This window comes from Rugamonas brunnea, assembly GCF_014042345.1.
GTDB lineage: Bacteria > Pseudomonadota > Gammaproteobacteria > Burkholderiales > Burkholderiaceae_D > Rugamonas > Rugamonas brunnea.
In genome coordinates, this window is the sequence record NZ_JACEZT010000006.1 from 302,803 (window position 1) to 324,969 (window position 22,167).

General features: G+C 68.9%; 18 protein-coding genes. 4 read left to right on the plus strand and 14 right to left on the minus strand.

What is annotated here, in order from left to right:
* Positions 1 to 26: 26 nt before the first annotated feature.
* From H3H37_RS11790 to H3H37_RS11805, 4 genes are all read left to right on the plus strand, one after another.
* A complete protein-coding gene (locus H3H37_RS11790) occupies positions 27 to 2,150 on the plus strand; it encodes a gluconolaconase (protein WP_311197466.1) in 2,124 nt (707 codons plus the stop codon).
* Positions 2,151 to 2,314: 164 nt separating this feature from the next.
* The gene (locus H3H37_RS11795) at positions 2,315 to 3,505 is read left to right on the plus strand and encodes an acyl-CoA dehydrogenase family protein (RefSeq protein ID WP_182162607.1); all 1,191 of its coding nucleotides are present in this window, start codon (positions 2,315 to 2,317) and stop codon (positions 3,503 to 3,505) included.
* A 10-nt stretch (positions 3,506 to 3,515) separates the two neighbouring features.
* The gene (locus H3H37_RS11800) at positions 3,516 to 4,658 is read left to right on the plus strand and encodes an acyl-CoA dehydrogenase family protein (RefSeq protein WP_182162609.1); all 1,143 of its coding nucleotides are present in this window, start codon (positions 3,516 to 3,518) and stop codon (positions 4,656 to 4,658) included.
* 11 nt (positions 4,659 to 4,669) lie between these two features.
* Positions 4,670 to 5,134: a MaoC family dehydratase gene (locus H3H37_RS11805; protein WP_182162611.1), complete on the plus strand. Its 465-nt coding sequence runs from the start codon at positions 4,670 to 4,672 to the stop codon at positions 5,132 to 5,134.
* Between the two features lie 12 nt (positions 5,135 to 5,146).
* Here the strand turns inward: H3H37_RS11805 and H3H37_RS11810 are convergent, their stop codons facing one another.
* The 14 genes from H3H37_RS11810 to H3H37_RS11875 all read right to left on the minus strand — a co-directional run.
* Positions 5,147 to 6,094, minus strand: a complete 948-nt coding sequence (locus H3H37_RS11810) for a diguanylate cyclase domain-containing protein (RefSeq protein WP_182162613.1) — start codon at positions 6,092 to 6,094, stop codon at positions 5,147 to 5,149.
* Positions 6,091 to 10,755: a PAS domain-containing protein gene (locus H3H37_RS11815; RefSeq protein ID WP_182162615.1), complete on the minus strand. Its 4,665-nt coding sequence runs from the start codon at positions 10,753 to 10,755 to the stop codon at positions 6,091 to 6,093. Before H3H37_RS11815 ends, H3H37_RS11810 begins: the two co-directional genes overlap by 4 nt.
* Positions 10,756 to 10,943: 188 nt before the next feature.
* Positions 10,944 to 12,014: a phosphotransferase gene (locus H3H37_RS11820; RefSeq protein ID WP_182162617.1), complete on the minus strand. Its 1,071-nt coding sequence runs from the start codon at positions 12,012 to 12,014 to the stop codon at positions 10,944 to 10,946.
* 134 nt (positions 12,015 to 12,148) lie between these two features.
* Positions 12,149 to 12,721, minus strand: a complete 573-nt coding sequence (locus H3H37_RS11825) for a prepilin-type N-terminal cleavage/methylation domain-containing protein (protein WP_182162619.1) — start codon at positions 12,719 to 12,721, stop codon at positions 12,149 to 12,151.
* 95 nt (positions 12,722 to 12,816) lie between these two features.
* On the minus strand, positions 12,817 to 13,521 hold the full coding sequence (locus tag H3H37_RS11830; RefSeq protein ID WP_182162621.1) for a hypothetical protein: 705 nt from the start codon (positions 13,519 to 13,521) through the stop codon (positions 12,817 to 12,819).
* The gene (locus H3H37_RS11835; protein ID WP_182162623.1) at positions 13,521 to 14,276 is read right to left on the minus strand and encodes an ABC transporter permease; all 756 of its coding nucleotides are present in this window, start codon (positions 14,274 to 14,276) and stop codon (positions 13,521 to 13,523) included. The genes H3H37_RS11830 and H3H37_RS11835 overlap by 1 nt, the downstream gene beginning before the upstream one ends.
* 2 nt (positions 14,277 to 14,278) lie before the next feature.
* Positions 14,279 to 14,980 (minus strand): type II secretion system protein, encoded by a 702-nt coding sequence (locus tag H3H37_RS11840; protein ID WP_182162625.1) that lies wholly within the window; start codon positions 14,978 to 14,980, stop codon positions 14,279 to 14,281.
* A 4-nt stretch (positions 14,981 to 14,984) separates the two neighbouring features.
* Positions 14,985 to 15,716 carry a hypothetical protein gene (locus H3H37_RS11845; protein ID WP_182162627.1) on the minus strand — a complete coding sequence of 244 codons (732 nt, stop codon included), beginning with the start codon at positions 15,714 to 15,716 and terminating at the stop codon, positions 14,985 to 14,987.
* Complete coding sequence (locus H3H37_RS11850; RefSeq protein WP_182162629.1) at positions 15,685 to 16,176, minus strand: hypothetical protein; 492 nt, start codon at positions 16,174 to 16,176, stop codon at positions 15,685 to 15,687. Before H3H37_RS11850 ends, H3H37_RS11845 begins: the two co-directional genes overlap by 32 nt.
* The gene (locus tag H3H37_RS11855; RefSeq protein WP_182162631.1) at positions 16,173 to 16,862 is read right to left on the minus strand and encodes a hypothetical protein; all 690 of its coding nucleotides are present in this window, start codon (positions 16,860 to 16,862) and stop codon (positions 16,173 to 16,175) included. The genes H3H37_RS11850 and H3H37_RS11855 overlap by 4 nt, the downstream gene beginning before the upstream one ends.
* Positions 16,862 to 18,427 carry a hypothetical protein gene (locus H3H37_RS11860; protein ID WP_311197467.1) on the minus strand — a complete coding sequence of 522 codons (1,566 nt, stop codon included), beginning with the start codon at positions 18,425 to 18,427 and terminating at the stop codon, positions 16,862 to 16,864. The genes H3H37_RS11855 and H3H37_RS11860 overlap by 1 nt, the downstream gene beginning before the upstream one ends.
* A gap of 7 nt (positions 18,428 to 18,434) precedes the next feature.
* Positions 18,435 to 19,637, minus strand: coding sequence for a type II secretion system F family protein (locus H3H37_RS11865; protein WP_182162633.1), 1,203 nt, complete (start codon positions 19,635 to 19,637; stop codon positions 18,435 to 18,437).
* Positions 19,637 to 21,370, minus strand: coding sequence for a GspE/PulE family protein (locus H3H37_RS11870; protein WP_182162635.1), 1,734 nt, complete (start codon positions 21,368 to 21,370; stop codon positions 19,637 to 19,639). Before H3H37_RS11870 ends, H3H37_RS11865 begins: the two co-directional genes overlap by 1 nt.
* Positions 21,371 to 21,443: 73 nt before the next feature.
* A partial coding sequence (locus H3H37_RS11875; protein WP_182162637.1) for a tetratricopeptide repeat protein occupies positions 21,444 to 22,167 on the minus strand: 724 nt, incomplete at its 5' end.

A 22,167-nucleotide genomic window follows, 5' to 3' on the forward strand; every position in this document is an offset into this window, starting at 1 on the left:
TTGCATGCATTGAAAGGTTGCAGTTCGTGTCTCCCAATCAAATCAAACTGGCCCTGGCGGGCGCGACGGCGGGCGGGGTGGCCGCCTACGCGGTGGTCCAGCATAGCCGCCCGGCCGTCGCGACCGAGGCGCAGCCGCTGCCCACCTTGCCCGACTGGGCCGCCCGCTTGGGCACGGTGGCGGGCGACGGCCAGCCCGGCGCCATCGACGGCCCCGGCAAGGGCGCCCGTTTCGCCGACCCGTTCGGCTTGGCGCGCGACCGGGCCGGCAACCTGTACGTGGCCGATGGCGGCGACAACAACAGCATCCGCAAGATCGCACCCGACGGCACCACCTCCACGCTGGCCGGTTCCAGTGAAGGCTATGCCGAGGGCAACGGCACGGCGGCCGCCTTCAACACGCCGTCCGGCGTGGCGCTCGATGCCGAAGGCAATCTGTATGTGGCCGACACCGGCAACAATGCGATCCGCAAGGTGACGCCGCAAGGCCAGGTGTCCACGCTGGCCGGCGATGGCATGGCCGGCTACCGCGACGGCAAGGGCGCCGGCGCCCGTTTCAACGGCCCGCTGGCCGTGGCCGTGGCGCCCGATGGCGCGGTGCTGGTGGCCGACACCTATAACGACCGCATCCGCCGCATCGCGCCCGATGGCACCGTGACCACGGTGGCCGGCGATGGCGTGCCCGGCATGGCCGATGGCCCGGCGGCACAAGCCCGCTTCGATACGCCCGGCGGCCTGGCCTTCACGGCCGGCGGCGAGTTGCTGGTGGCCGACATGGTCAACAACGCCATCCGCAAGCTGGGCAAGGATGGCCAGGTCAGCACCGTCGCCGTGGCGCCTGAGGACGACCGCAACGCTCCGCTGCGCAGCCCGCTGGCGCTGGCCGCCACGGCCGACGGCTACATCTACGTGGCCAGCGCCCGCCACGGCCGGGTGGCCCGGATCACGCCCGCTGGCGAGGTGGCGGCCCTGGTCGATGTCGACCATCCGCCGCAGCCCGGCTATGGCGCGGACGGCACCGTGCGCCTGTACGGCCCGCGCGGCATGGCGCTGGCGCCCGACGGCTCCTTGTTCGTGACGGATGCGGCCACCTTCCGCCTGCACCATATCGCGCCGCCGCAGCCGGGCCAGCCGGCGCCGCCCGAACGCGGACCGGCGCCGGCGCCCAGCCACAGCGCGACCATGTTGTGGCCCGTCAAGCCGCAGCAGGCGCCGCATGAGGTGGTGGGATTGATGGGCGAGGTGCGCGGCAACCATGACGGCGAAAGCCGCGACCATTTCCACGCCGGCCTGGACGTTCAGGCGGCGCCAGGCACGCCGGTGCTGGCGGTGGTGGCGGCCAAGGTCAGCGATCCGCTGCCCAACTGGGGCTATGGCGAATTGTCGGAAGGCTTCGGGCTGGCCGACCTGGCCTACATCCACATGCGGGTGGGGCGGGGCGCGAAAGATGGCGTGCTCGATGGCCGTTTCCAGTTGATCCGCGATGAAAAAGGCAAGCCGCAACGCATCCGCATCAAGCGCGGCACCCGTTTCGACGCGGGCGAGACGCTGGGCACCGTCAATCCCATGGCCCATGTCCACCTCGATTACGCCCCCAATGGCGGCGCGCTCAATCCGCTGAGCCTGCCGTTCCTGGGCTTGCACGACACGGTGCCGCCCCAGATCGTTAGCATTGCCGTGCTCGACGGCAGCGGCCATGCGCTCAAGGACAAGCAGGGCGGACGGCTGCTGTTGCCGCGCACGCTAGGTGAAGTGGGCATCGCCGTCGATGCCTTCGACCAGATGGACGGCAACCAGGCGCGCCGCCGGCTGGGCATCTACAAGCTCGGTTACCAGTTGCTGCACGACGACGGCACGCCCGTGCCCGGCTATGAGCAGCCCGTCATTACCCAGCTCTACGACCGCCTGCCGCGCAACCGGGAAGCCGTGAAACTGGCTTACGCGGAAGCCAGCGGGATCACCGTCTACGGCAGCGCCAGCACGCGCTTCGTGTACGCGCTCAACAACAAGCTCATCAACGGCAGCGCGACGCCGGGTACGTGGCGGGTGGCCGATCTGGCGCCCGGCGCCTACACGCTGCGCATCCTGGCCGCCGATTACGCGGGCAACGTGGCGACACGGGGCCGCGACCTGGCGCTGACCGTGCAATAGCGCCCGCACGCGCAACACCGGGGACGAGGCCAGCCGTTGTGCTGGCCTTTTTCACGCCTGCACCAGCGACAAAAAAATGCCGCAAACGCGCCCGTCTTCTGGGGTACAATCATTTGGAACGGTCGTGCTTTTTTATCGCCGCCAATTCGATATCGGGAGACAGCATGGATTTGAACTATACGGCCGGGGATCTGGCGTTCCGCGACACGGTACGAGCCTTCCTCGCAGCGAACCTGCCCAGCGATCTGCAGCACAAGGTGCGCCAGCACCTGCGGCTGCAAAAGGATGATTACGTGCGCTGGCACCGCATCGTCGCCAAGCAGGGCTGGGCCGCGCCGGCCTGGCCGGTGGAGTTCGGCGGCACGGGCTGGAACGCCACCCAGCGCCATATCTGGGAGGAGGAGTGCGCGCGCGCCGGCACGCCGCCCATCCTGCCGTTCGGCATCAACATGGTGGCGCCGGTCATCATGGCGTTCGGCAACGACGAGCAGAAAGGCTATTACCTGCCGCGCATCCTGTCGTGCGAGGACTGGTGGTGCCAGGGTTACTCGGAGCCGGGTTCCGGCTCTGACCTGGCGTCGCTGAAGACGACGGCCGAGCGCGTGGGCGACCATTACATCGTCAACGGCCAGAAGACGTGGACCACGCTGGGCCAGCACGCCGACATGATCTTCTGCCTGGTGCGCACCGACCCCAATGTGCGCAAGCAGGAAGGCATTTCGTTCCTGCTGATCGACATGAAGACGCCCGGCATCACGGTGCGCCCCATCATCATGCTCGATGAAGACCATGAAGTGAACGAAGTGTTCTTCGACAACGTCAAGGTGCCGGTGGCTAACCTGATCGGCAAGGAAAACAAGGGCTGGACCTACGCCAAATACCTGCTGGGCCACGAGCGCACCGGCATCGCAGCCGTGGGCCGCTCCAAGCGCGAACTGCTGTTCCTGAAGAAGGTCGCCACCGAGCATCTCAAGCATGGCAAGCCGCTGCTGCACGATCCGCTGTTCGCTGCCAAGGTGGCCAACCTGGAGATCGAGCTGATGGCGCTGGAGACGACGGTGCTGCGCGTGATCTCACAGGAATCGCACACGCCGGGGCCGGAAGCCTCCATGCTCAAGGTGCGCGGTTCGGAGATCCAGCAGTTGCTGACGGAACTGATGGTCGAGGCGCTGGGCCCCGATGCGCTGCCGTTCGACACGGACTACCTGGAAGGCAAGGCCGAACATAGCCTGACGGGTGACGACGCGGCCGCGCCGCTGGCCGGCTATTACTTCAATTTCCGCAAGACGTCGATCTACGGCGGCTCCAACGAGATTCAGAAAAACATCATCACCCAGATGATACTGGGACTGTGAGGGGATGGCGATGGACTTTACCTTTAATGAAGAACAACAGCAGTTCGCCGACGCGCTGCGCCGCTGGGTCGAGAAGGACTACGGTTTCGATGTGCGCCGCCAGATCATCCATTCCCCGGCCGGCGTCTCCGACGCGGCCTGGGCCACGCTGACGGAGCTGGGCATGCTGGCGCTGCCCGTGCCCGAAGCGCAGGGTGGTTTCGATGGCAGCGCCGTTGACCTGCTGTTGGTGATGCAGGAACTGGGCCGTGGCCTGGTGGTGGAGCCGTATTTCGCCACCGTGCTCGGTGCGCACTTCCTCAAGCTGGCTGGCGGCCCCGGTGCCGAGGCGCTGCTGGAACAGGTGGCAAGCGGCACGCTGAAACTGGCGTGCGCGCTTGGTGAACAGGGCGCACGCCACGATTTGAACGACATCGCCACCGCGGCCCGCGCCAGCGGCGATGGCTATGTGATCGATGGCAGCAAGACGGTGGTGATCCACGGCGGCCAGGCCGGCGCCTTCATTGTCTCGGCCCGCAGCGCCGGCGCCCAGCGCGACACGGCCGGCATCTCGCTGTTCGTGGTGCCGGCCGACGCGCCCGGCGTCACCGTGCGCGACTACCGCACCATCGACGGCCAGCGCGCCGCCACGGTCACCCTGCGCGACGTGGCCGTGCCGGCGTCGGCCCTGCTGGGCCAGGCCGGCGCCGGCTGGGAGATCCTGGACGCGGCCGCCGACTACGGCGCCACGCTGCTGTGCGCGGAAGCCGTGGGCGCGATGGATGCCATTTTCGCCGCCACGCTGGAGTACCTGAAGACGCGCTCGCAGTTCGGCGCGCCGATCGGCAAATTCCAGGCGCTGCAACACCGCATGGCCGATATGTTCATCCACGTCGAGCAGGCCCGTTCCATGGCCATGCTGGCGGCGGCCAAGGTCGGTGGCGACGCGGAGGAGCGGCGCCGCACGGTGTCGGCGGCGAAGGCCCGCGTCGGCCAGGCGGCCAAGTTCGTCGGCCAGCAAGCGGTGCAACTGCATGGCGGCATGGGCGTGACGGACGAACTGCCTGCGGCCCACCACTTCAAGCGCCTGACCATGATCGACATGACGTTCGGTGACGCCGACCATCACCTGGAACGCTTCATCGCCCAGCCGGCCTTCCGGCAGCACGCGTGAGGTGCGCGGACATGGCACAACTCCAGTGGTATTTCGACGACTTCTACGCCGGGCAGGAAATTGCGCTCGGTACGCGCCACGTGACGGAGGAAGAGATCGTCGCCTTCGCCACGGCGTACGACCCGCAGCCGTTCCACGTCGACCACGACGCGGCGGCGGCTTCCATCTACGGCGGCGTGATCGCCAGCGGCTGGCATACCTGCAGCATGATGATGCGCATGGTGGTGGATGGCTTGCTGTCCAGTGCGGCGGGCATGGGGTCGCCCGGCCTCGACGGCGTGCGCTGGCTCAAGCCGGTGCGTGCGGGCGACACGCTGGCGGTGCTGTACCGCACCAAGGAAACGCGGCCCTCGGCATCGCGGCCGGACCGCGGCGTGGTGTGGTCGGTGTGGGAGGCGCGCAACCAGCACGGTGAGCTGGTCTGCACGGTGGATGGCATGGGCATGTACGCGCGCCGGCCCGCCGCGCAGGACTGAGCGGGGGGCGGTTCAGGCGCTGTGGCGGGCCGGCGGCTCGCCGGCGCTGGCCACGCTGTAGCGGTTGCGGCCGTGCAGCTTGGCCCGGTACAGTTGCTCGTCGGCGTTGCGGATCAGCGCCTCGGGTTCGCTGGCCTCGCCCGGCTGTAGCGTGGCGATACCCATGCTGACGGAGACCACGGAACTGGTGGGCGACGCTTCGTGGGGCAGGGCCAGCGCGTCCACCTCGTCGAGGATGCGGCGCGCCACGGCCGTGGCCCCGGCCAGCCCTTCCTGTGGCAACAGCAGGATGAATTCCTCGCCCCCGTAGCGCGCCAGCAGGTCTTGCGGACGCGACGCGCAGCGCTTCATGGCCACCGCCACTTTTTGCAGGCACTGGTCACCGGCCTGGTGGCCGTAAGCATCGTTGTAGCGCTTGAAGTGGTCGATGTCGATCATGATGGCCGACAGCGGCATGCCGCTGCGCGCGCAGCGCCGCCATTCCAGTTCCAGCGTGTCGTTGAAGTGGCGCCGGTTGGCCACGCCCGTCAAGGCGTCGGTCAGCGTCAATTCGCGCATGGCGTCGGCCTGGCGCTTGACGGTGAGCTGCGTGCGCACGCGCGCGCGTACCACGGCCACGTTGAAGGGTTTGCTGATGAAGTCCACGGCGCCCGCTTCCAGCGCGCGCGTCTCGTCCTCGGGCTGGCTCAGGGCGGTGACGAAGATGATGGGGATGTCCTGCACCTCGGGCGTGGCCCGCAGCGCCGCGCAGACGGCGTAGCCATCCATGCCGGGCATCACTGCGTCGAGCAGGATCAGGTCCGGCAATTGCTGGCGCGCGATCTCGATCGCGGTCGGGCCATCGAGGGCGAACAGCACTTCCTGCTCGTCGCGCAGGGCCTGGTACAGCACCTGCACGTTTTCCATCGCGTCGTCCACGATCAGGATGCGGCCGTTGACGGCAAGGTCGGTCCAGCTCATGCGATTTCCTTTTGTTGCAACATAGTGTGGACCAGTTGGCCGGCGGTGCGGAATTGCAGCGTTTCGACCGCCTCGGCCAGGGCCGTCGTCGCCGTGCCGTCCACCGCTTCCAGGCGCGGGCGCAGCGACTGGAACAAGCTCAGGGCTTTCAAGTTGTTATTCTGAAGTAAATCTTGCAGTTGCACCAGTGTTGCAATGAACGTGGAGGCGCTGCTGTCGTCGATCTCGCGCGGGCCGGTGGCGGTGGCGGCGGAGGCGGGCAGGAGGGCGGCCCCATCCGCCACCTTGGACAGCGCAGCCTGCAGCGCCGTCAGCAACGGTTCCACCTGTTCGGGGTGCCCTTCCAGCAGTGCTGCCTCGACCTGGGCCGTGCACTGGGCCACGTCGCTGGCGCCGAGGTTGGCCGCCACGCCGCGCAGCCGGTGCAGGGCCTGGCCCGCCAACTGGCGCTGGCCGCTGGCCAGCAATTGCCGCACTTCCGCCACGGAACCGCCTTGCGACTGGACGAAGCGGCGCAGCAGTTGCACCAGCGCGTCGAAATCGCCGCCCATGCGCGGCAGGGCCGCGTCCAGATCGATACCGGGCAGGGCGGGCAGTGCGGGCGGTGCATCCATTGCGGTCGCAGCGGCGCCGGTAGCGCCTGCCGCCCCGGCCCCGGCAGCCCCGGTCCCCGCACCGGCCCCGCTGGCCGGCGCGTGGCCGTGCGCGGCGCCGTCGCCGTGGCGGATCGCGCCCGGCGCCAGCCTGGTCAGCGTGCCTAGCAACTGCTCGATGTCGATCGGCTTGGCCACATGGGCGTCCATGCCGGCGTCGGCGGCGCGCCGCAAGTCCTCCTCCATCACATTGGCCGTCATGGCGATGATGGGCAGGCGCAGGCCCAGCCGGCGCGCGGCGGCGCTGGCGTCGTAGCCGTTCATGACGGGCATCTGGATATCCATCAGCACCGCGTCGTAGCGTTCGGGCGCCTGCTGCAGCAGTTCCAGCGCCTGTTCGCCATTGCCGGCGAGCGTGACCTGGGCGCCGGCGTGGGTCAGCAGGTATTGCGCCACTTCCTGGTTGATCGGATTGTCTTCGACCAGCAGCAGGCGCATGCCGGTCAGGCGGTCGCGCAGGGCGTGCGAGGGCAGGGCGGGCGCCGGTGCGGCCGGCTGGCGCGCGGCGCGCACGGCCGCCAGCAGGCGGGCCGGGGTGGCCGCCTTGGCCAGCACGCCGGCCGCACCCAGCTCCGCGCATTCATGGGCCAGGTTGGCGCTCTGGTGTTCCGGCGCCATCAGCAGTACCGGCGGCAGCGCCACGCCAGCGGCGCGCGCCTGCACCAGCAGGCCGCCGTCGCCGGCGCCCAGCGAGTCGTAGTCCAGCAACAGCAGGTCGTACGGCGTGCCCGGCGTGAGCAGGTCGACGGGCTTGGCCGGTGCCCCTGGGGGCGCCGGCGTGGTGTGCACAGGGCTGGCCAGCAAGGTCAGCGCGGCGGCGCTGCTGTCGACGCAACTGACGTCCCAGCCGAAGGCATCGCATGCGTGCCGCAGCGCCGCGCGCACGCTGGCGTTGTCGTCGGCCACCAGCAGGCGCAGGCCGCGCAAGGCTTCGCTGTCGGGCAGGCAGCCGTCATCGCGCGGTTCGGCGCGCCGCAGCGAGCACACGGCGCGGAACGCGGCGCCCTGGCCCGGTGCGCTGTCCACGGTCAGCGTGCCGCCCTTGAGTTGGACGATGCGGCGGCAGATGGCCAGGCCAAGGCCGGCGCCGCCGTACTTGCGGCTGGTGCTGCTGTCGCCTTGGGAGAAGGCGTCGAAGATATGGCGTTGCTGTTCGGCCGTGATGCCGATGCCGGTGTCGCGCACCAGCAGTTCCAGCGTGACCGCGTCGTCCGTGCTGGCCAGCAGCGCCACCGATAGCTGCACTTCGCCATGCGGCGTGAACTTGATGGCGTTGCTGACCAGGTTGAGCAGCAACTGCTGCAGCCGCATGGCGTCGCCCACCAGTTCGCGCGGCACGCGCGCGTCGATGTCGTACACCAGTTCCACGCCCTTGTCCCAGGCGCTGGCGGCCGCCATTACGCTCACGCTGTTGAGCACATGCTCGAACTGGAAGCGCACCGCCTCCAGCACCAGCTGGCCCGATTCGATGCGCGAGATGTCGAGCACGTCGTTGACCAGCGACAGCAGCGATTGCGTGGCCAGCTGGATCTTGTCGAGGTAGCTGCGCTCGCGCTGGGCCAGCGGCGCGTCCTGCAGCAGGCGCGCCAGGCCGATGATGGCGTTCATCGGGGTGCGGATCTCGTGGCTCATGTTGGCCACGAATTCGCTCTTGGCCCGGCTGGCCGCTTCGGCCTTGTCGCGCGCCAGCCGCAGTTCCTCGTTCAACTGCTGCAGGTGCAGTTCCGTTTCCTTCAGCTCCGTCACGTCCGATTCCAGCACGAAGAAGCCACGCACCTGGTCGTGTTCGTCGTGGTCGGGGATGAAGTTGACCCAGGTGTAGCTGATGGCGCCAGACGGCCACGCCAGCCGGCTCTCGAAGCCTTGCGCCATGCCGGCCAGCGCGCCGGCCACATGCGGCGCGCAGCGCGCATAGCGATCGCTGTCGAGCACCTCGGTCATGCGCGCGCCGATGATCTGGCCCGCTTCGCGGCTATGCCATTCGAGGAAGTAGCGGTTGGCGAAGCGGCATTGCAGGTTGGCGTCCCAGTAGGCCACCATGCCGGGCAGGTTGTCGGTCACGGCGCGAAGGAACTGTTCGCTCTGGGCCAGCCGTTCGGCCGTGGAATGGAGCACGGCCTCGGCCTGGCGCCGCTCTGTGATGTCGAGCGCGATGCCGAGCAGGTGGGTGACCTGGCCATGCTCGTCGCGCAGCGCCACCTTGCGCGTGGTCAGGAAGTGGGGCGGGCCGCCGTCGGCCGTCAGCAGTTCCTGCTCCACCTCGCTCACCTGGCCTGAGGCCAGCACGCGCCGGTCGTCGGCGCCGAAGGCCTCGGCCTGGGCCGGCGGCAGGATGTCGTAGTCGGTCTTGCCCAGCACGTCGGCGCGCTGCAGGCCCAGCAATGTTTCGCCGTAGCGGTTGAACATCTCGTAGCGCAAGTCCGACGCCCGCTTGACGAAAATGGTGGCCGGCATGTGCTCGACCACCGACTGGAACAGCTGGCGCGACTGGTGCAGCGCCGCCTCGGCGCGTTTGAGTTCGCTGATGTCGAGCAGCACGCTGGTGATGCCGGCGAGGGCGCCGCCGGCGTCGAACTGCGGATAGTAGCTGACGATCCAGTGGCTGGTGCGTCCGGGCGCCGCCGCGCTGATGCCGGAACGCTCGATGCCCACCAGCGGCTTGCCGGTCTGGAGCACGGTGCCGTAATCGTGCAGCACGCTGCGCCGCACGCCGGGGTCGGTAATCATGGAGGCGATGGGCTGGCCCAGGTGGGCCGCCACGGGCCGCGCGTTGTAGGCGGCCAGGTAGTCGTTGATGCGCAGCACCCGCAATTGCGGGTCCACATAGCTGAGGCCCACGGGCGCCGTCGCGTACAGGCTTTCGAGCTGGGCCCGTTCCTGCTCAAGCTGGGCGGTGCGCTCGGTCACCAGCGCCGCCAGTTCCGTGCGGTGCCGCTGCAGGTCCGTTTCCAGCGACCGCATCGCCTGGCCCACGGCCTGCGCCTCGCTGAAACTCATGCGTTCGAGCGTGAACGGGGCGCCGCTGGCCAGGGCCTGGGCCGGCGCCAGCAGGGCCCGCACGGAGCGGCTGATGCGCCCGCCCACGATCCAGGCCAGCGTGAAGCCGATCGCCAGCAGCAGCGCCAGCACCACCGACACCGTGCCCACCGTCTGCAACAGGCGTTCGTCGGCCAGCGCCTGGGGCGCGGCCACGGCCACCGCCAGCCCGCTGGCCGGGGCCCGGTTCAGGCCCAGGTAGACGGGGGTGCCGTCGGCCAGCCGGGTGTCGAGCAGGGTTTCGTGCGCCAGTCCCAGCGGCACGCGCAGTTCGGGGGGCGCCTGCTGGCCCACCACGTTGCCGCCGGCGCCGTAATGGGCCACCAGCACGCCGTCGCGGTTGTACAGGGCCACGCTGTGGCGGCTGGTGACGTGCTCGCCGACCAGGGAGCGCGCCAGCCGGTCCGGCTTGAGCAGCACGGTCAGCGCATAACGGGTCTTGCCGTTGTAGCGCACCGGCACGTCCACGGCCAGCAAGGCCTGCTCATGGTCGTACACGACCGAGACGGCCGGTTGCGGCGGGGCGCCGGTGTCGGGCGCGTCGGTGACGGTGAGCAAAGGGCGCAGGCGGGCTTCGTTGCGGCGCGCGCCGAATGCGCCGGCCACCGTCTCATCGGGGGCCGGCAGCAGCACGCCGTTGCCATCGCTGAGCAGGAAGCGCGAGCCGGGGAACTGAGGCGCCAGCAGGCGGGCGGCCTGCGTGCGGAAACTGGCCAGGTCGCCGCTTTGCAGGCTGGGCGACGTGGCCAGGGCCTGCGCCGCACTGGCACTCTGGGCCAGGTCACGGTCGATGGCGGCGGCCACGGTGCGGGCCACCTCCAGCGTATCTTCGCGCAGGGCCGCGTGCTCGCGGCCGTAGAGCTGGTTCACCAGCGCGGCGAAACCGATCACCGTGGGCAGCGCGCAGGCCAGCACCAGCAGCGCGATCTGCGAGCGTATCGAGGGCAGGGATGGACTGGGTTGTTCTGGCAATGCGTGGACCCCAATTGAGCGGGCGCCGGCCGCGCGGCCCCGGGGCGGGCGGCGCTAACGCTGGCAGCACGATAGTAGCCCAGCCTGACGTTTTGAGAAAGCGCCAAGTGGCACCGTGCGGGGCTGGCGCGACACCGTGGCCGTGGCCGGCGGCGGACCCGGTGGCTGGCCCGGCCCGCCCCGGCCCGTCAAACGTGTTTGCGGCCGCTCGCGTAATCCCATGCCAGCGCCGCCATGGGACGCGCCATCTGGCCCGATTCCAGGGCTTGGGCGCTGGCGGCCGTGCCGTCGACATGGCGCTTCATGATGCCTTGCATGATGCTCGCCAGTCGGAACATGTTGAAGGCCAGGTAGAAATTGAAGTCCTCCAGGCGGATGGTCTTGCCGGTGCGTTCGGCGTAGCGGGCGATGTATTGCTGTTGCGACGGGATGCCGAGCGCCGCCAGGTCCAGCCCGGCGATGCCGCGGAACTGGCCGGGCGTGATATGCCAGCTCATGCAATGGTAGGAGAAATCGGCGAACGGGTGGCCCAATGTCGACAGTTCCCAGTCCAGCACGGCCAGGATGCGCGGCTCGGTCGGGTGGAACAGGAGGTTGTCGAGACGGAAGTCGCCATGCACGATGGCCGTGTCCTCGCCGGGCGGGATGTGGTGCGGCAGCCACGCGATCAACTGGTCCATCGCCTCGATCGGCTCGGTCTGCGCAGCCAGGTATTGCTTGCTCCAGCGCTCGATCTGGCGCGCGAAGTAGTTGCCGGGTTTGCCGTAGTCGGCTAGTCCGATGGCGGCGTAGTCGATGCTGTGCAACTGGGCGATGACGCGGTTCATCTCGTCGTAGATGGCGGCCCGTTCGGCCGGCGTCATGCCGGGCAGGGCCTGGTCCCACAGCACCCGGCCTTCGACGAATTCCATCAGGTAGAAAGCGCGCCCGATCACGCTCTCGTCGGTGCACAGCACATACTGGCGGGCGGCCGGGAAACCGGCTTTCTGCAGCGCATCCATGACCCGGTATTCGCGCTCGATGGCGTGGGCCGACGGCAGCAGCTTGGCGGCCGGCGCCGGCTTGGTGCGCAGCACGTAATGCTGGCCACCGATGCTGAGCTTGAATGTGGGGTTGGACTGGCCACCCTTGAACTGTTCGACCGTGAGCGCGCCGGCCGGATAGCCGGCCACGTGCTGGCGCAGATAGGCGTCGAGCGCCGCCACGTCGAACTGGTGGCGTGCCGCCACGGCCTTGGTGCCGATGAATTCTTCGAACATGTTGTCTCCCGCGTGGTAGGAGGACTTATTCTAGCTTCAATAGTACGGACGTGCTTTTTCGTGCGCAAAAAAAACCGGGGTCAGGTCATGCCATTCCGCAATGTGCTTGGTGGCATGACCTGACCCCGGTGGGATCAGAAGAACAGCGCGGTGCGGGTGATGATGGTGCCGTTGTTGGTGTAGTTGCCGGTGGCGCGCACGGAGCCGGTGTTGAACTTGCCGTCGTCGAGCTTGCTGTCGATCTGCTCGGCGAACGAGTCGGGCAGGTTGTCGAAGCGGATGCCGTTGCCGCCGCGGCCGGCCACGATGTCGTTGTAGATGTAGACGGCGCCGCCCTGGGCGCTGGTCATGAAGTCGGTGCTGCCGTTGTACGAACCGGTGATGAAGCCGGCCAGCGCCAGGTGCTGGGGCGCCAGCTGGTATTCGGCGATCTGGCCGTCGCCGTTGCCGTTGCCGGTGGCGCCGGGCGCGTGGATGGTGGCTTGCACGTCGTCGCCGGGCAGGGCGCGGAACTTGTCCTGGTAGGCGTTCACGGCCGCCGACAGCGAATTCGATTGCTGGATGATGTTCTTGACCTTGGCGCTGTCGATCAGACCCTGCCCCTTGAGCACGCCCCCCAGCAACAGGCCGATGATGACGAGGACGATGGCGATTTCGACCAGGGTGAAGCCACGTTGGGCCGGGCCGCGCGCAGGTGGACGTTGCATGTGAGATTCCTTTCGAGGCATGGGGCTATATTACATTTCCTGAGCGAATTGCGCATCATAAAGAATGCCGCGCCGCAGCGGAAGGGGCGCACGATTCATCGTGTCCTGGCCTTGAGTTCATCGAGCTTGTGCGCCAGGAAACGCAGCTCGTTGGGGTCGGTGATGCGGCCATCCTGCAGCAGGCCGCCGATCAGCGCGCGGGCGCTGGCCAGCTCGTTCATGTCCTCCAGCACGAACGCTTCCAGCTCGCGCGCCCACGGCGGCACGTTCGGCCCCGTGGCCTGCAGCCGGATGGCCTGGGCGTAACGGCGCGCCAGCGGCAGGTCGTGCAGCCGGTGGCGGGCGATGATGGCGGCCTGGGCCAGCCACGGCCAGCGCCGATCGGGGTCTTCCGCGAAGCGCTGGTAGACGAAGTCGAGCATGCGGCGCACGCGCTGCGGGTCGTCCACCGCCGTGTAGACGGTGCTGGCGGCCAGCAAGGGGTACTGGCTGCGCGGATCGAGGTCGAGCGCGCGGCCCAGCCATTGCGCGAGGCGGTCGTAATCGAGGCTGCGCCACGGCACGCTGACGCCGGGCTGGTCATCCCAGCCTTGCACGTACAGCATCAGTACGCGTGACAGGGCGGCCCGCTCGCCCAGGCTGGCCAATTGCAGCGTGGCCAGCGCGGGCGGCGGCGGCAGCGGCTGGGCCTGCGGCGGCGGCGGCCGGTGGCCGGCCTGCCAGCCGATCTGTGCGGCGAGCGCCAGTGCCAGCAGGGCCGGCACGGCGACGGGGACGCGGCGCAGGGGACGGTTATCCATCAGAAATTCTTGCGGTACAAGTCGAACAGGGCGGCGGCCGTCAGCAGCGCCAGATAGATGGCGCTCTGGACGGCGATGGCGGCCAGCGCCGTTCCCGTGCCGCCGTGGTACAGCAGCCAGTCGGTGCGGGCGTAGGCGTCCAGGTTGGGCAGCAGCAGCGCCAGCGCGTCGACGGCCCGCGTCAGCAGGCCATCGTGCTGGCCGGGACCGTGCGCCAGCAGTTGCAGCGTGGCCGTGGTGCGGGCCAGCAGGTAGAACGCGAATGCGGCGGCCAGGGCCGGCAGCACCTGGTTCAGGGTCAGCATGCACAGCACGCTGAAGGCGGCCACGATCCACAGTTCGGCCAGCAGCGACACGCCCCACAGGGCGGCCTGATCCGCCGGCGCCAGCAGCAGCGCCAGCAGGCCGAACAGCGCGGCCGGCAGCGCGGCCAGCGCGGCGAAGCCGGCCAGCTTGCCCAGCAGCCAGACGGCGCGCGGCAGCGGCAGCGCCAGCAGCAGTTCCTGGCCCTTGTCGTTCGCCTCGCGCACCATGCTGGTGACGACGAAGGTGGCCACCAGGAACACGGCGGCCAGCCGCAGCACGGCCGCCAGCAGCGCCGTTTGCAGTGCCCGGCTTTCCGTCAACGCGACCTCGTGCAGCAGGCCGCTGGCGGCGATGGCGCCGCAGGCGGCCAGCAGCAGCAGCCACAGCAGCCGGTTGCGCAGCGCCTCGCGCAGCGTCTGGCGGGCGATGGTGAGGACGGGCGCCAGCATGCTCAGGGCAGGCGCTGGGCCGCCACCAGCCGGTTGAACAGGATGTAGGGCGAGACCCACGTCACCAGGTCGTCGTACTCGCCGCCGGGCGCGGCCGGGTTGTCGCTGGCGTCGCGCGCGATGAAGGCGGTGGCCGAGCTGGCGTTGACCTTTTCGTCCTGGTTGGTGGCCGAGGTGTCGGCCACCAGCGTGCCCTGGTCGGTGCTGGCGCCAAAGCCGTTCTTGCCGTGCGACAGGATCACGGCCGGGATATCGTTGGCCAGCGTGGCCGGCACCAGGTTGCCGCCGCCGTCGCGGGTGGCGATGCTGATGTCGCGCGCGGTCTGGAAGTTGAAATGGACGGCGCTGTCGCTGAAGCCGGGCGAGACGCTGTAGCGGTACAGGCGGTTCCAGCTGTCGAGCTTGCTCAAGCCCAGCGTGGCCCACGGCAGGTAGCCGACCCGGCGTTCGCCGCGGCAGCGGTTCTCGCTGCGGTCTTCCAGGCCGTTGCTGGCCGAGACGGCCGGGCAGGGCAGGTAGCCGTTGCGCAGGGCGAAGCCGATCAGCGCCTCGCGCGCATCGTCGAGGGCCTTCTGCGTGTCGCCCACGCGGCGCTGTTCGAGCTGGGCGCTCAGCGGCGTGATCAGGCCGCCGATCATGAGGCCGACGATGACCAGCACGATGGCGATCTCGACCAGGGTAAAACCTTGTTGTGTGCGCTTCATGTCGTCACGGCAGCTTGCGCGCCGCTCCCATCTGTTTGTATAAAAAGTCCAGCGGCACGAACGTCACCAGGTCGTCGAACACGCCGCCGGGGACGCTGGCGTCCGTGGTGGCGGCGCGGCTGATGAAGTGGGCGGCGCCCTGGTCGTTGAGCTGCTCGTCCACGTTGCCGCTGGCCGTGTTCGGTTGCACGATGCCGAGTACCGTGCTGCCGAAATTCTCGCGTCCCTGCGACAGCACCACCAGCGGCACGCATTGGGCGCTCAGCTCGCAGCTGCCCTGGCCGGCCAGGTAGGCCAGCGTGCCGCTGCCGAAGCGGGTCTGCACGGTCTTGGTGGCGACGGCGGAGAGGCGTTGCACGGGCGCCACCGTGTAGGCCGGCGTGACGCTGTAGCGCAGCCGCTTGCCCCAGGCATCGGCCCCTTCCACGCCCAGCGCCACCCACGGCAGGAAGCCGGTGCAATCTTCCTCCGTCTCACAGGCCCCGGGCCGTTCGCGCCCGTCGGTGGCCGAGATGGCCGGACGCGGCAGGCGGCCCTGGGCCGTGGCGTAGCCGACCAGCGCATCGGTGGCGGCGGCCAGCCGTTCCAGCGTCTGGCGGTTGTGGCGCGCCTCGCGGTCGCCGCGGCTGAAGGCGGTGATCAGCAGGCTGGCCGCACCCACGCCCATCAGCGCCAGCAACAGCAGCAGGGCGGCGCCGGCCTGCCTAGCGCCCGGCCGCTTCTTGTACCGTGCCATCGGCGGGATTGAAACTCTGTCCAGGCTTGAGCACCAGCGCCCGGCCTGACGACAGCCGCAGCTTGACCGACTGGTCCGGACGCAACTGGGCGCCGTTCTCGCCCACCGGCACCTGATTGATCCACACGGTGGACTTGCCGTTGCTGCGGCGGACCACGCCATTGAGCTGCACCGGCTCGGGCGGCGTCAGCGGCGCGTCGGCCACGGCGGGCGCGGCGGCGGTGCCGGGCGCCGGCGCCCCGTTCGGCAGCGTGGGCGCGGGCAGGCTGGCGCTGCGCCGCATGTCGATACTGATGCGTTCGTCGGGCGAGGTGAACAATCGCCCCAGGCCCAGCGATTGGGCTGGCGCATTGCCGGCGGCGGTGGCCAGCAACGCCAGCGCCGCCAGCGCGGCCAGGGCGGAGGCGCGGGCCGGCCGGGCGGCGTGGGCGCGGTGGCCGGTGCGGTGTGGACGGTTCATGGTTTGGCCCGTCCCGCTGGTGAGGCGGCGCCCGGCGCGGGCGCACCCGGCGTGAGCGTGACCCAGTTCAGCGTGCAGTCAGCCGACAGCGCTGGCGCGTCGGCCTGGCTGCTGGCGCCGAGGCGCTTGATGGCGCAGTCCTGCACCGTGAAATAGCCGCGCACCCGCAGGTCTTCCAGGAAGTTGAACAGGTCCAGCTCGTGCAGCATGTCCATGTGCAGCGCCATGCGGCTGGCGTGCAACTGGTAGTCGCCGGTGGCCACGCGCGGATCGGGCGTGACCGGCTGCTGCGGCGTGATCTCGTAACTGATGGGCAGCAGCCGCCGTTCTTCCTGGATGCGGCGGATCGCATCGAGCCACGCCAGCCGGTTCTCCTCGCCCACCAGGCCCCGCTCGCGCATGGCGAGGAAGGCGGGCTGGAAGGTGCGGATCTCGCGTTTCTCGTTGTCGGCGTAGGCGTAGCGGGCATAGGCCGCGTCGCGCACTTGCTGCACGTGGGCGCGGGTGGCGCTGGCGTCGCGCAACTGGCCGTTGCTGTAGACCACGGCCGCCACCCCCACGGCCAGGCCGCAGGCGAGCGCGGCCACGCCCCAGCGGATCAGCGCGAACTCGCGCACCCAGTAGGGCACGGCGACGGCGATGGCCGGCTTTTTCTTCTTGCCGGGGAGGGTGGCGACTGCGTTCATCAGGGATTCCATACCAGGTTCAGGGCGAATTTCGGCGATTCCGACGCCGCGCCACCGGCCACCATGCCGGCCTTGCCGCTCAGCTTGACGTTGGGCCGGGTGTCGAGCGGCTGCGATTCGATCTCCACCGTCATGTGGGGCAGGGCCGCCAGGCGCTGGGCGAACTGGCGCATGGCGTCCAGCGCGGCCCGGTAATCATCCTGCGGGCCGCCAATTTCAGCCTCCAGGTGCAGCGCCTGGGGCGGGGCCGTGGGCAGGCCCAGCAGCTGGGACGGCACCGGCGCGGTGGCGCCGCTGTCGGCCGGCGCCTGCATGGACGATGGCGCCGGGGCCGCCCCAGGCAGGTTGACGCGCCAGTCGATCCGGTTCAGCTTGATGAGGGGCGCCTGGTCCAGCGCCTCGGACAGCATGCGCACCATGGGCAGCGGCACCGGGCCCTGCTCGGCCAGCATGTGCTCGATGGCCACGGCCGCCTTCATGTTGGCGGTCTTGGCCACGGCCGGCGGCATGTCCGACATCACGGCCTGGTACTGGCTGTCGTAGCGGGCCGTTTCGGCGCGCATGCGCAGGGCCGCGTTGTCGGCCTCGCCGGCGCGCCACAGGCTGACGGCGGCCCACATCAGGGTACAGGTGAGGATGGCGGCGCTGGCGCCGTACATGGCCACGCGCGCCCACCACAGTTGGTAGTAGCGGCGCGCCTCGCCCAAGGTGTAGTGGCTGCGCGGCAGCTCGGCGCCCAGCAGCTTGAGCAGCAGGGTATCGGCCAGGCGCGGCACGTCCGGCAAGCCGACCTTGGCGGCCGCCGTTTCCATGGGGATGAAATGGTAGGCCGTCTCGGGCCCGTTGCGGCACAGCGCCGACAGGCGCTCGACCTGGTCGGCCGGGGTGACGATGGCCGTGTGCAGCACGTCGCCGCGTTCCATCAGGTGCACGCTGGTGAGGAACTGCAGCGTCTTGCCGGTCTCGGCGGCTACGTTGACGGGCACGCCGTCGCGGTCGATGGCCAGCGTCAGGCGCGAGAACTTGAGCTGGCCGTCGCGGAAATAGGTCTGGCGCAGGCCGCCCGACTGTTCCGTCACCAGCAGCAGGTGCTCGTAACGCAGGCCCAGCTTGCGGCGCAGCACGTCGCTCATCAGCGTGGTCGTGTACAGGCCGGCCAGCGGCGCCTTCAGCGCTTCGAGCGCGGCGATCCACGGCTGCACGATGGACGGGTTGGTCAGGCCGCTGAGCAGGGCGATATCGTCGCGCCGGCCTTCCGGTTCGCGGCCCTGGATGCTGACGTGGCGGTACGGCGTTTCGCGGTATTGCTGCATCAGGCGCCGTTGCAGCATCTGGCGCCCGGCCTTGCCGTTCACGTGCGGCAGCGTGAGGCGGTGGTAATCCTCCTCGATCAGGTCGGTGAGCAGCCAGCACGGGCCGACCGGGCAGTCGGCGATGTAGTCCATGAAGGCGTCGATGCCGTCCTCGTCCGGCGCGAAGCAGGGCCCGGCCGTGAGCTTGCCCAGCCGCCAGTGGTAGACGCACAGCTGTTCGCTGGTGAGGTAGAGTAAGTGGTTGCGCAGCACGGCGGCCTCAGGTCTTGATCTTGCTGATCGTGTCGTAAATCGGGCCCAGCACCGACAGCATGATCCAGCCCAGCAGCAGGCCCAGCACCACGGTGATGGCCGGTTCTATCATCGCCTGCACTTTCTCGATCATTTCCTTCACTTCCCGGTTGTAGAAATAGGCCACGTTGCGCAGCGCGCCGTCGAGCGCGCCCGTGGCCTCGCCCACCTTGAGCATGCGGATCACCAGCGGCGGGAAGATGCCGGTGTTCTGGAACGCGGCCGTCACGCCCTGGCCCTCGGAGATCAGGCGCGCCGCCTGCTGCAGCCCGGCCGCCACCACGCGGTTGCCGACGATGCCCTCGGACAGGCGGATGCATTCAAGGATGGTGATGCCGGAAGCATACATCAGCGCGAAGAAGGTGGCAAAGCGGGCCAGGATCACCTTGTGCAGCACCGGGCCCACCATCCAGATCCGCAGTTGCAGCGCGTCGAAGCGGTAGCGCGCCGTCTCGCTGCGCGCCAGCCAGGCCTTGGCGCCGAACCAGGCCACCACGGGCAGCGCCAGCAGCACATACCAGTAGTGGATGAAGATGTTGGAGACGAAGATCAGCGCGCGCGTGTGCAGGGGCAGGGTGTTGCCCATGTTTTTGATGAACGCGGTCAACTGCGGCACCAGGTAGATCATCAGGAAGAAGGTCACGCCCGTCACCACCACGCCCACCACGGCCGGGTACATGATCATTTTCTTGGTCTGGGCCGCCAGCTCGTCCTGCCATTTCAGGCTCTCGGACAGGTTCTTGAACACTTCGGCCAGCTTGCCGCTGTGTTCGCCCGCCGAGATCAGGCTGGTGAAGGTGACGTCGAACACGTCCGGATAGGCGGCCAGCGCCGTCGACAACTGCAGGCCGCCTTCGATGCTCTCGATCAGGTCGGTGATCACTTCGCGGAAGCGCGGGTGGTCCATGCTCTCTCGCAGGTCGTCCAGGCCTTCGAGGATGGGCACGCCGGCCGCCGTCAGCTGCTCCATGTGGAAGCAGAAGTTGATCAGGTCCTTGCGCGTGATCACGCGCTTGATGGCCACCACCTTCTGGCGCGTGACCTTGCAGTCGACCAGGTCCAGGCCCATGCGGCTCAGGCGCAGTTCCAGGTCCGGCTCGTTGGCGGCGTCCATATTGCCCGGCAACAGCTGGCCGCCGGCGTCCATGGCGCGGTAGATGTATTGGGGCATCAGCTCAGCCTGTCGGTCAGGTCCACCACGCGCGCCACTTCCTCCAGCGTGGTCACGCCTTCGAGCACGCGGCGCACGCCGTCGTCCACCAGCGAGTGGAAGCCGCCGGCCGTGGCCGCCGTCTTCAGTTCGCGCGAGGAGGCGCGGCGGGCGATCAGCTCATCGAGTTCGCCCGTCATCTTCAGCAATTCCATGATGGCGATGCGGCCCTTGTAACCCTGGTGCGCGCAGCGCTCGCAGCCGACGGCGCGGTAGATGGTCTGCGGCGCCAGCGGTTCCTGCTCGCCGTCGTGGGCCGGCGGCGTGGGCAGGCCCAGCAGGCGGCGCTCCAGCGGATCGGCCTCGAACGGCTCGCGGCAGTGCGTGCACAGCTTGCGCACCAGGCGCTGAGCCACGATGCCGATGATGTTGCCGGCCATGATGTCGGGCAGGATGCCGATGTCGAGCAGGCGGGTGACGGAGCCGATGGCCGAATTGGTGTGCAGCGTGGAATAGACCTGGTGGCCGGTCATGGCGGCGGCGAACGCCATCTCGGCCGTCTCCTTGTCGCGGATCTCGCCCACCAGGATGATGTCGGGGTCTTGCCGCATCATCGAGCGGATGCCGTCCGCGAAGCCCATCTTGGCCGATTCGTTGACCGAGGTCTGCCGGATCATGTTCATCGGGTATTCCACCGGGTCCTCCAGCGTCATGATGTTGACGCTTTCCGTATTGATGTGATTGAGGATGGAATACAGGGTGGTGGTCTTGCCCGAGCCGGTCGGACCGGTCACGAGGATCACGCCGTCGGGGCGGGCGATCATCAGCTTGAGCAGATTGAGTTCGTTCTCGCCCAGGCCCAGGCCGTCGAGCGGCACGATGCCTTTTTGCCGGTCCAGCACGCGCAGCACCACGTTCTCGCCGTGGGTGGTGGGCTGGGCCGAGGCGCGGAAATCGATCTGGCGGCCCGAGAATTTGATCGAGATGCGGCCGTCCTGCGGCGCGCGCGTCTCGGCGATGTTCATGTTCGAGATCACCTTCAGGCGCACGGCCATGGCCGGCCAGTACGATTTGTGCAGGCTGCGGATCTGGCGCAGGATGCCGTCGATGCGGTAGCGGATGCGCAGGAACGATTGCTCGGGCTCGAAGTGGATGTCGGAGGCGCCGTTCTGCACGGCGTCGGCCAGCAGCGCGTCGATCAGGCGCACCATGGGCTGGCTGTACTCGTCCGAGGTGCTTCCGGAAATGCTGGCGTAATTGACTTCGCCCGTTTCGATCTCGTGCAGGATGCCGTCGATCGACAGCTCGAAGCCGTAGTACTGGTCGATGGCGCGCTGGATGTCCGACTCGCCCGCCAGCAGCGGCGTGATGGTGATGCCCTTGACCAGCATAGCGCTGATCTGGTCCAGCGCCACGATGTTGCTGGTGTCGGACATGGCCAGGATCAGGTTGTCGCTGTGGCGCTCGTAGACGATGGGGAACACGCGGTAGCGCTTGGCCACGTCCTTGGGGATCAGCTTGAGGGCGATGGCGTCCACCACCAGGCTGTTCAGGTCGGCGCTCTGCTGGTTCAGGTTCTTCGACAGCGCCTCGCGCACCGTGGCCTCGGTGACGAAGCCCAGCGTGATGAGCAGCTTGCCCAGCGGTTCCTGGCTGCGCTTTTGCTCGATCAGGGCGATGCGCAGCTGGTCCTCGCTGATCACGCCTTTCTGGATCAGCAGCTTGCCGAGCGGGATTTTAGGTTGTTCTGCCATGGTGTTCCGTGGATGGCGGCGCGCCGGGCGCCGCTTGCCTTATTGCTTGCTGTATCTTTTACCTGTCACAGGCTCAGGGCTGGACCGGGTGGACCTGCTGGTTCAGCTGGCTTAACTGGTGCAGGCGCTGGCGCAGCGCCGCGCGGTCGAAGCTGGCCGGCGCGTCCTGGGCCAGCGCCAGCGCTTTCTGGTAATAGGTCAGCGCCAGCTTGCCCTGGTTGAGGCGGTCCAGGCCGATGGCCAGGTTGTAGGCGTAATCGGCATTGCCGGGCGCGGCCGACCAGGCCCGGAAGTAGGCTTGCTGGGCCTCGGACCAGCGGCCCTGGCGCGCATACAGGTTGCCCAGTGCGAACTGGACCGGGGCCGCGTCGGGCGTGCGGGTGAGCACGGTTTTCAGGCGCAGTTCGGCCTGGGCCGCGTCGCCCTGGCGCAAGCCCATCAGGCCGGCTAGCGCGTCGCCATCGTTGGGGTCGAGGTCCAGCAGGCGGCTGTAGATCGCGGCCGCTTGCTGTTCCTGGCGCTGGCGCAGGGCGACGGCGGCCGTGCCCAGCAACGCGTCGCGGTTGTTGGGATCGGTGCGCAGGGCCAGCGCGTACTGCTGCTGGGCACGCGCCAGGTCGCCGCTATTGAAGGCCAGGTAGCCCGCTTCCAGCGCCGGGTCGGCTTGCGGTGGCACGTGGCTGCGCGCCACGCGGATGTCGCTGCTGTCGGGCGCGGCCAGGGGCGCCAGCGTGTCCGGGCCGGACAGGCCGGGCGCCGGCTGGCCGGGTGCGGCGCCGGGGCCGGCAGCGGGACCG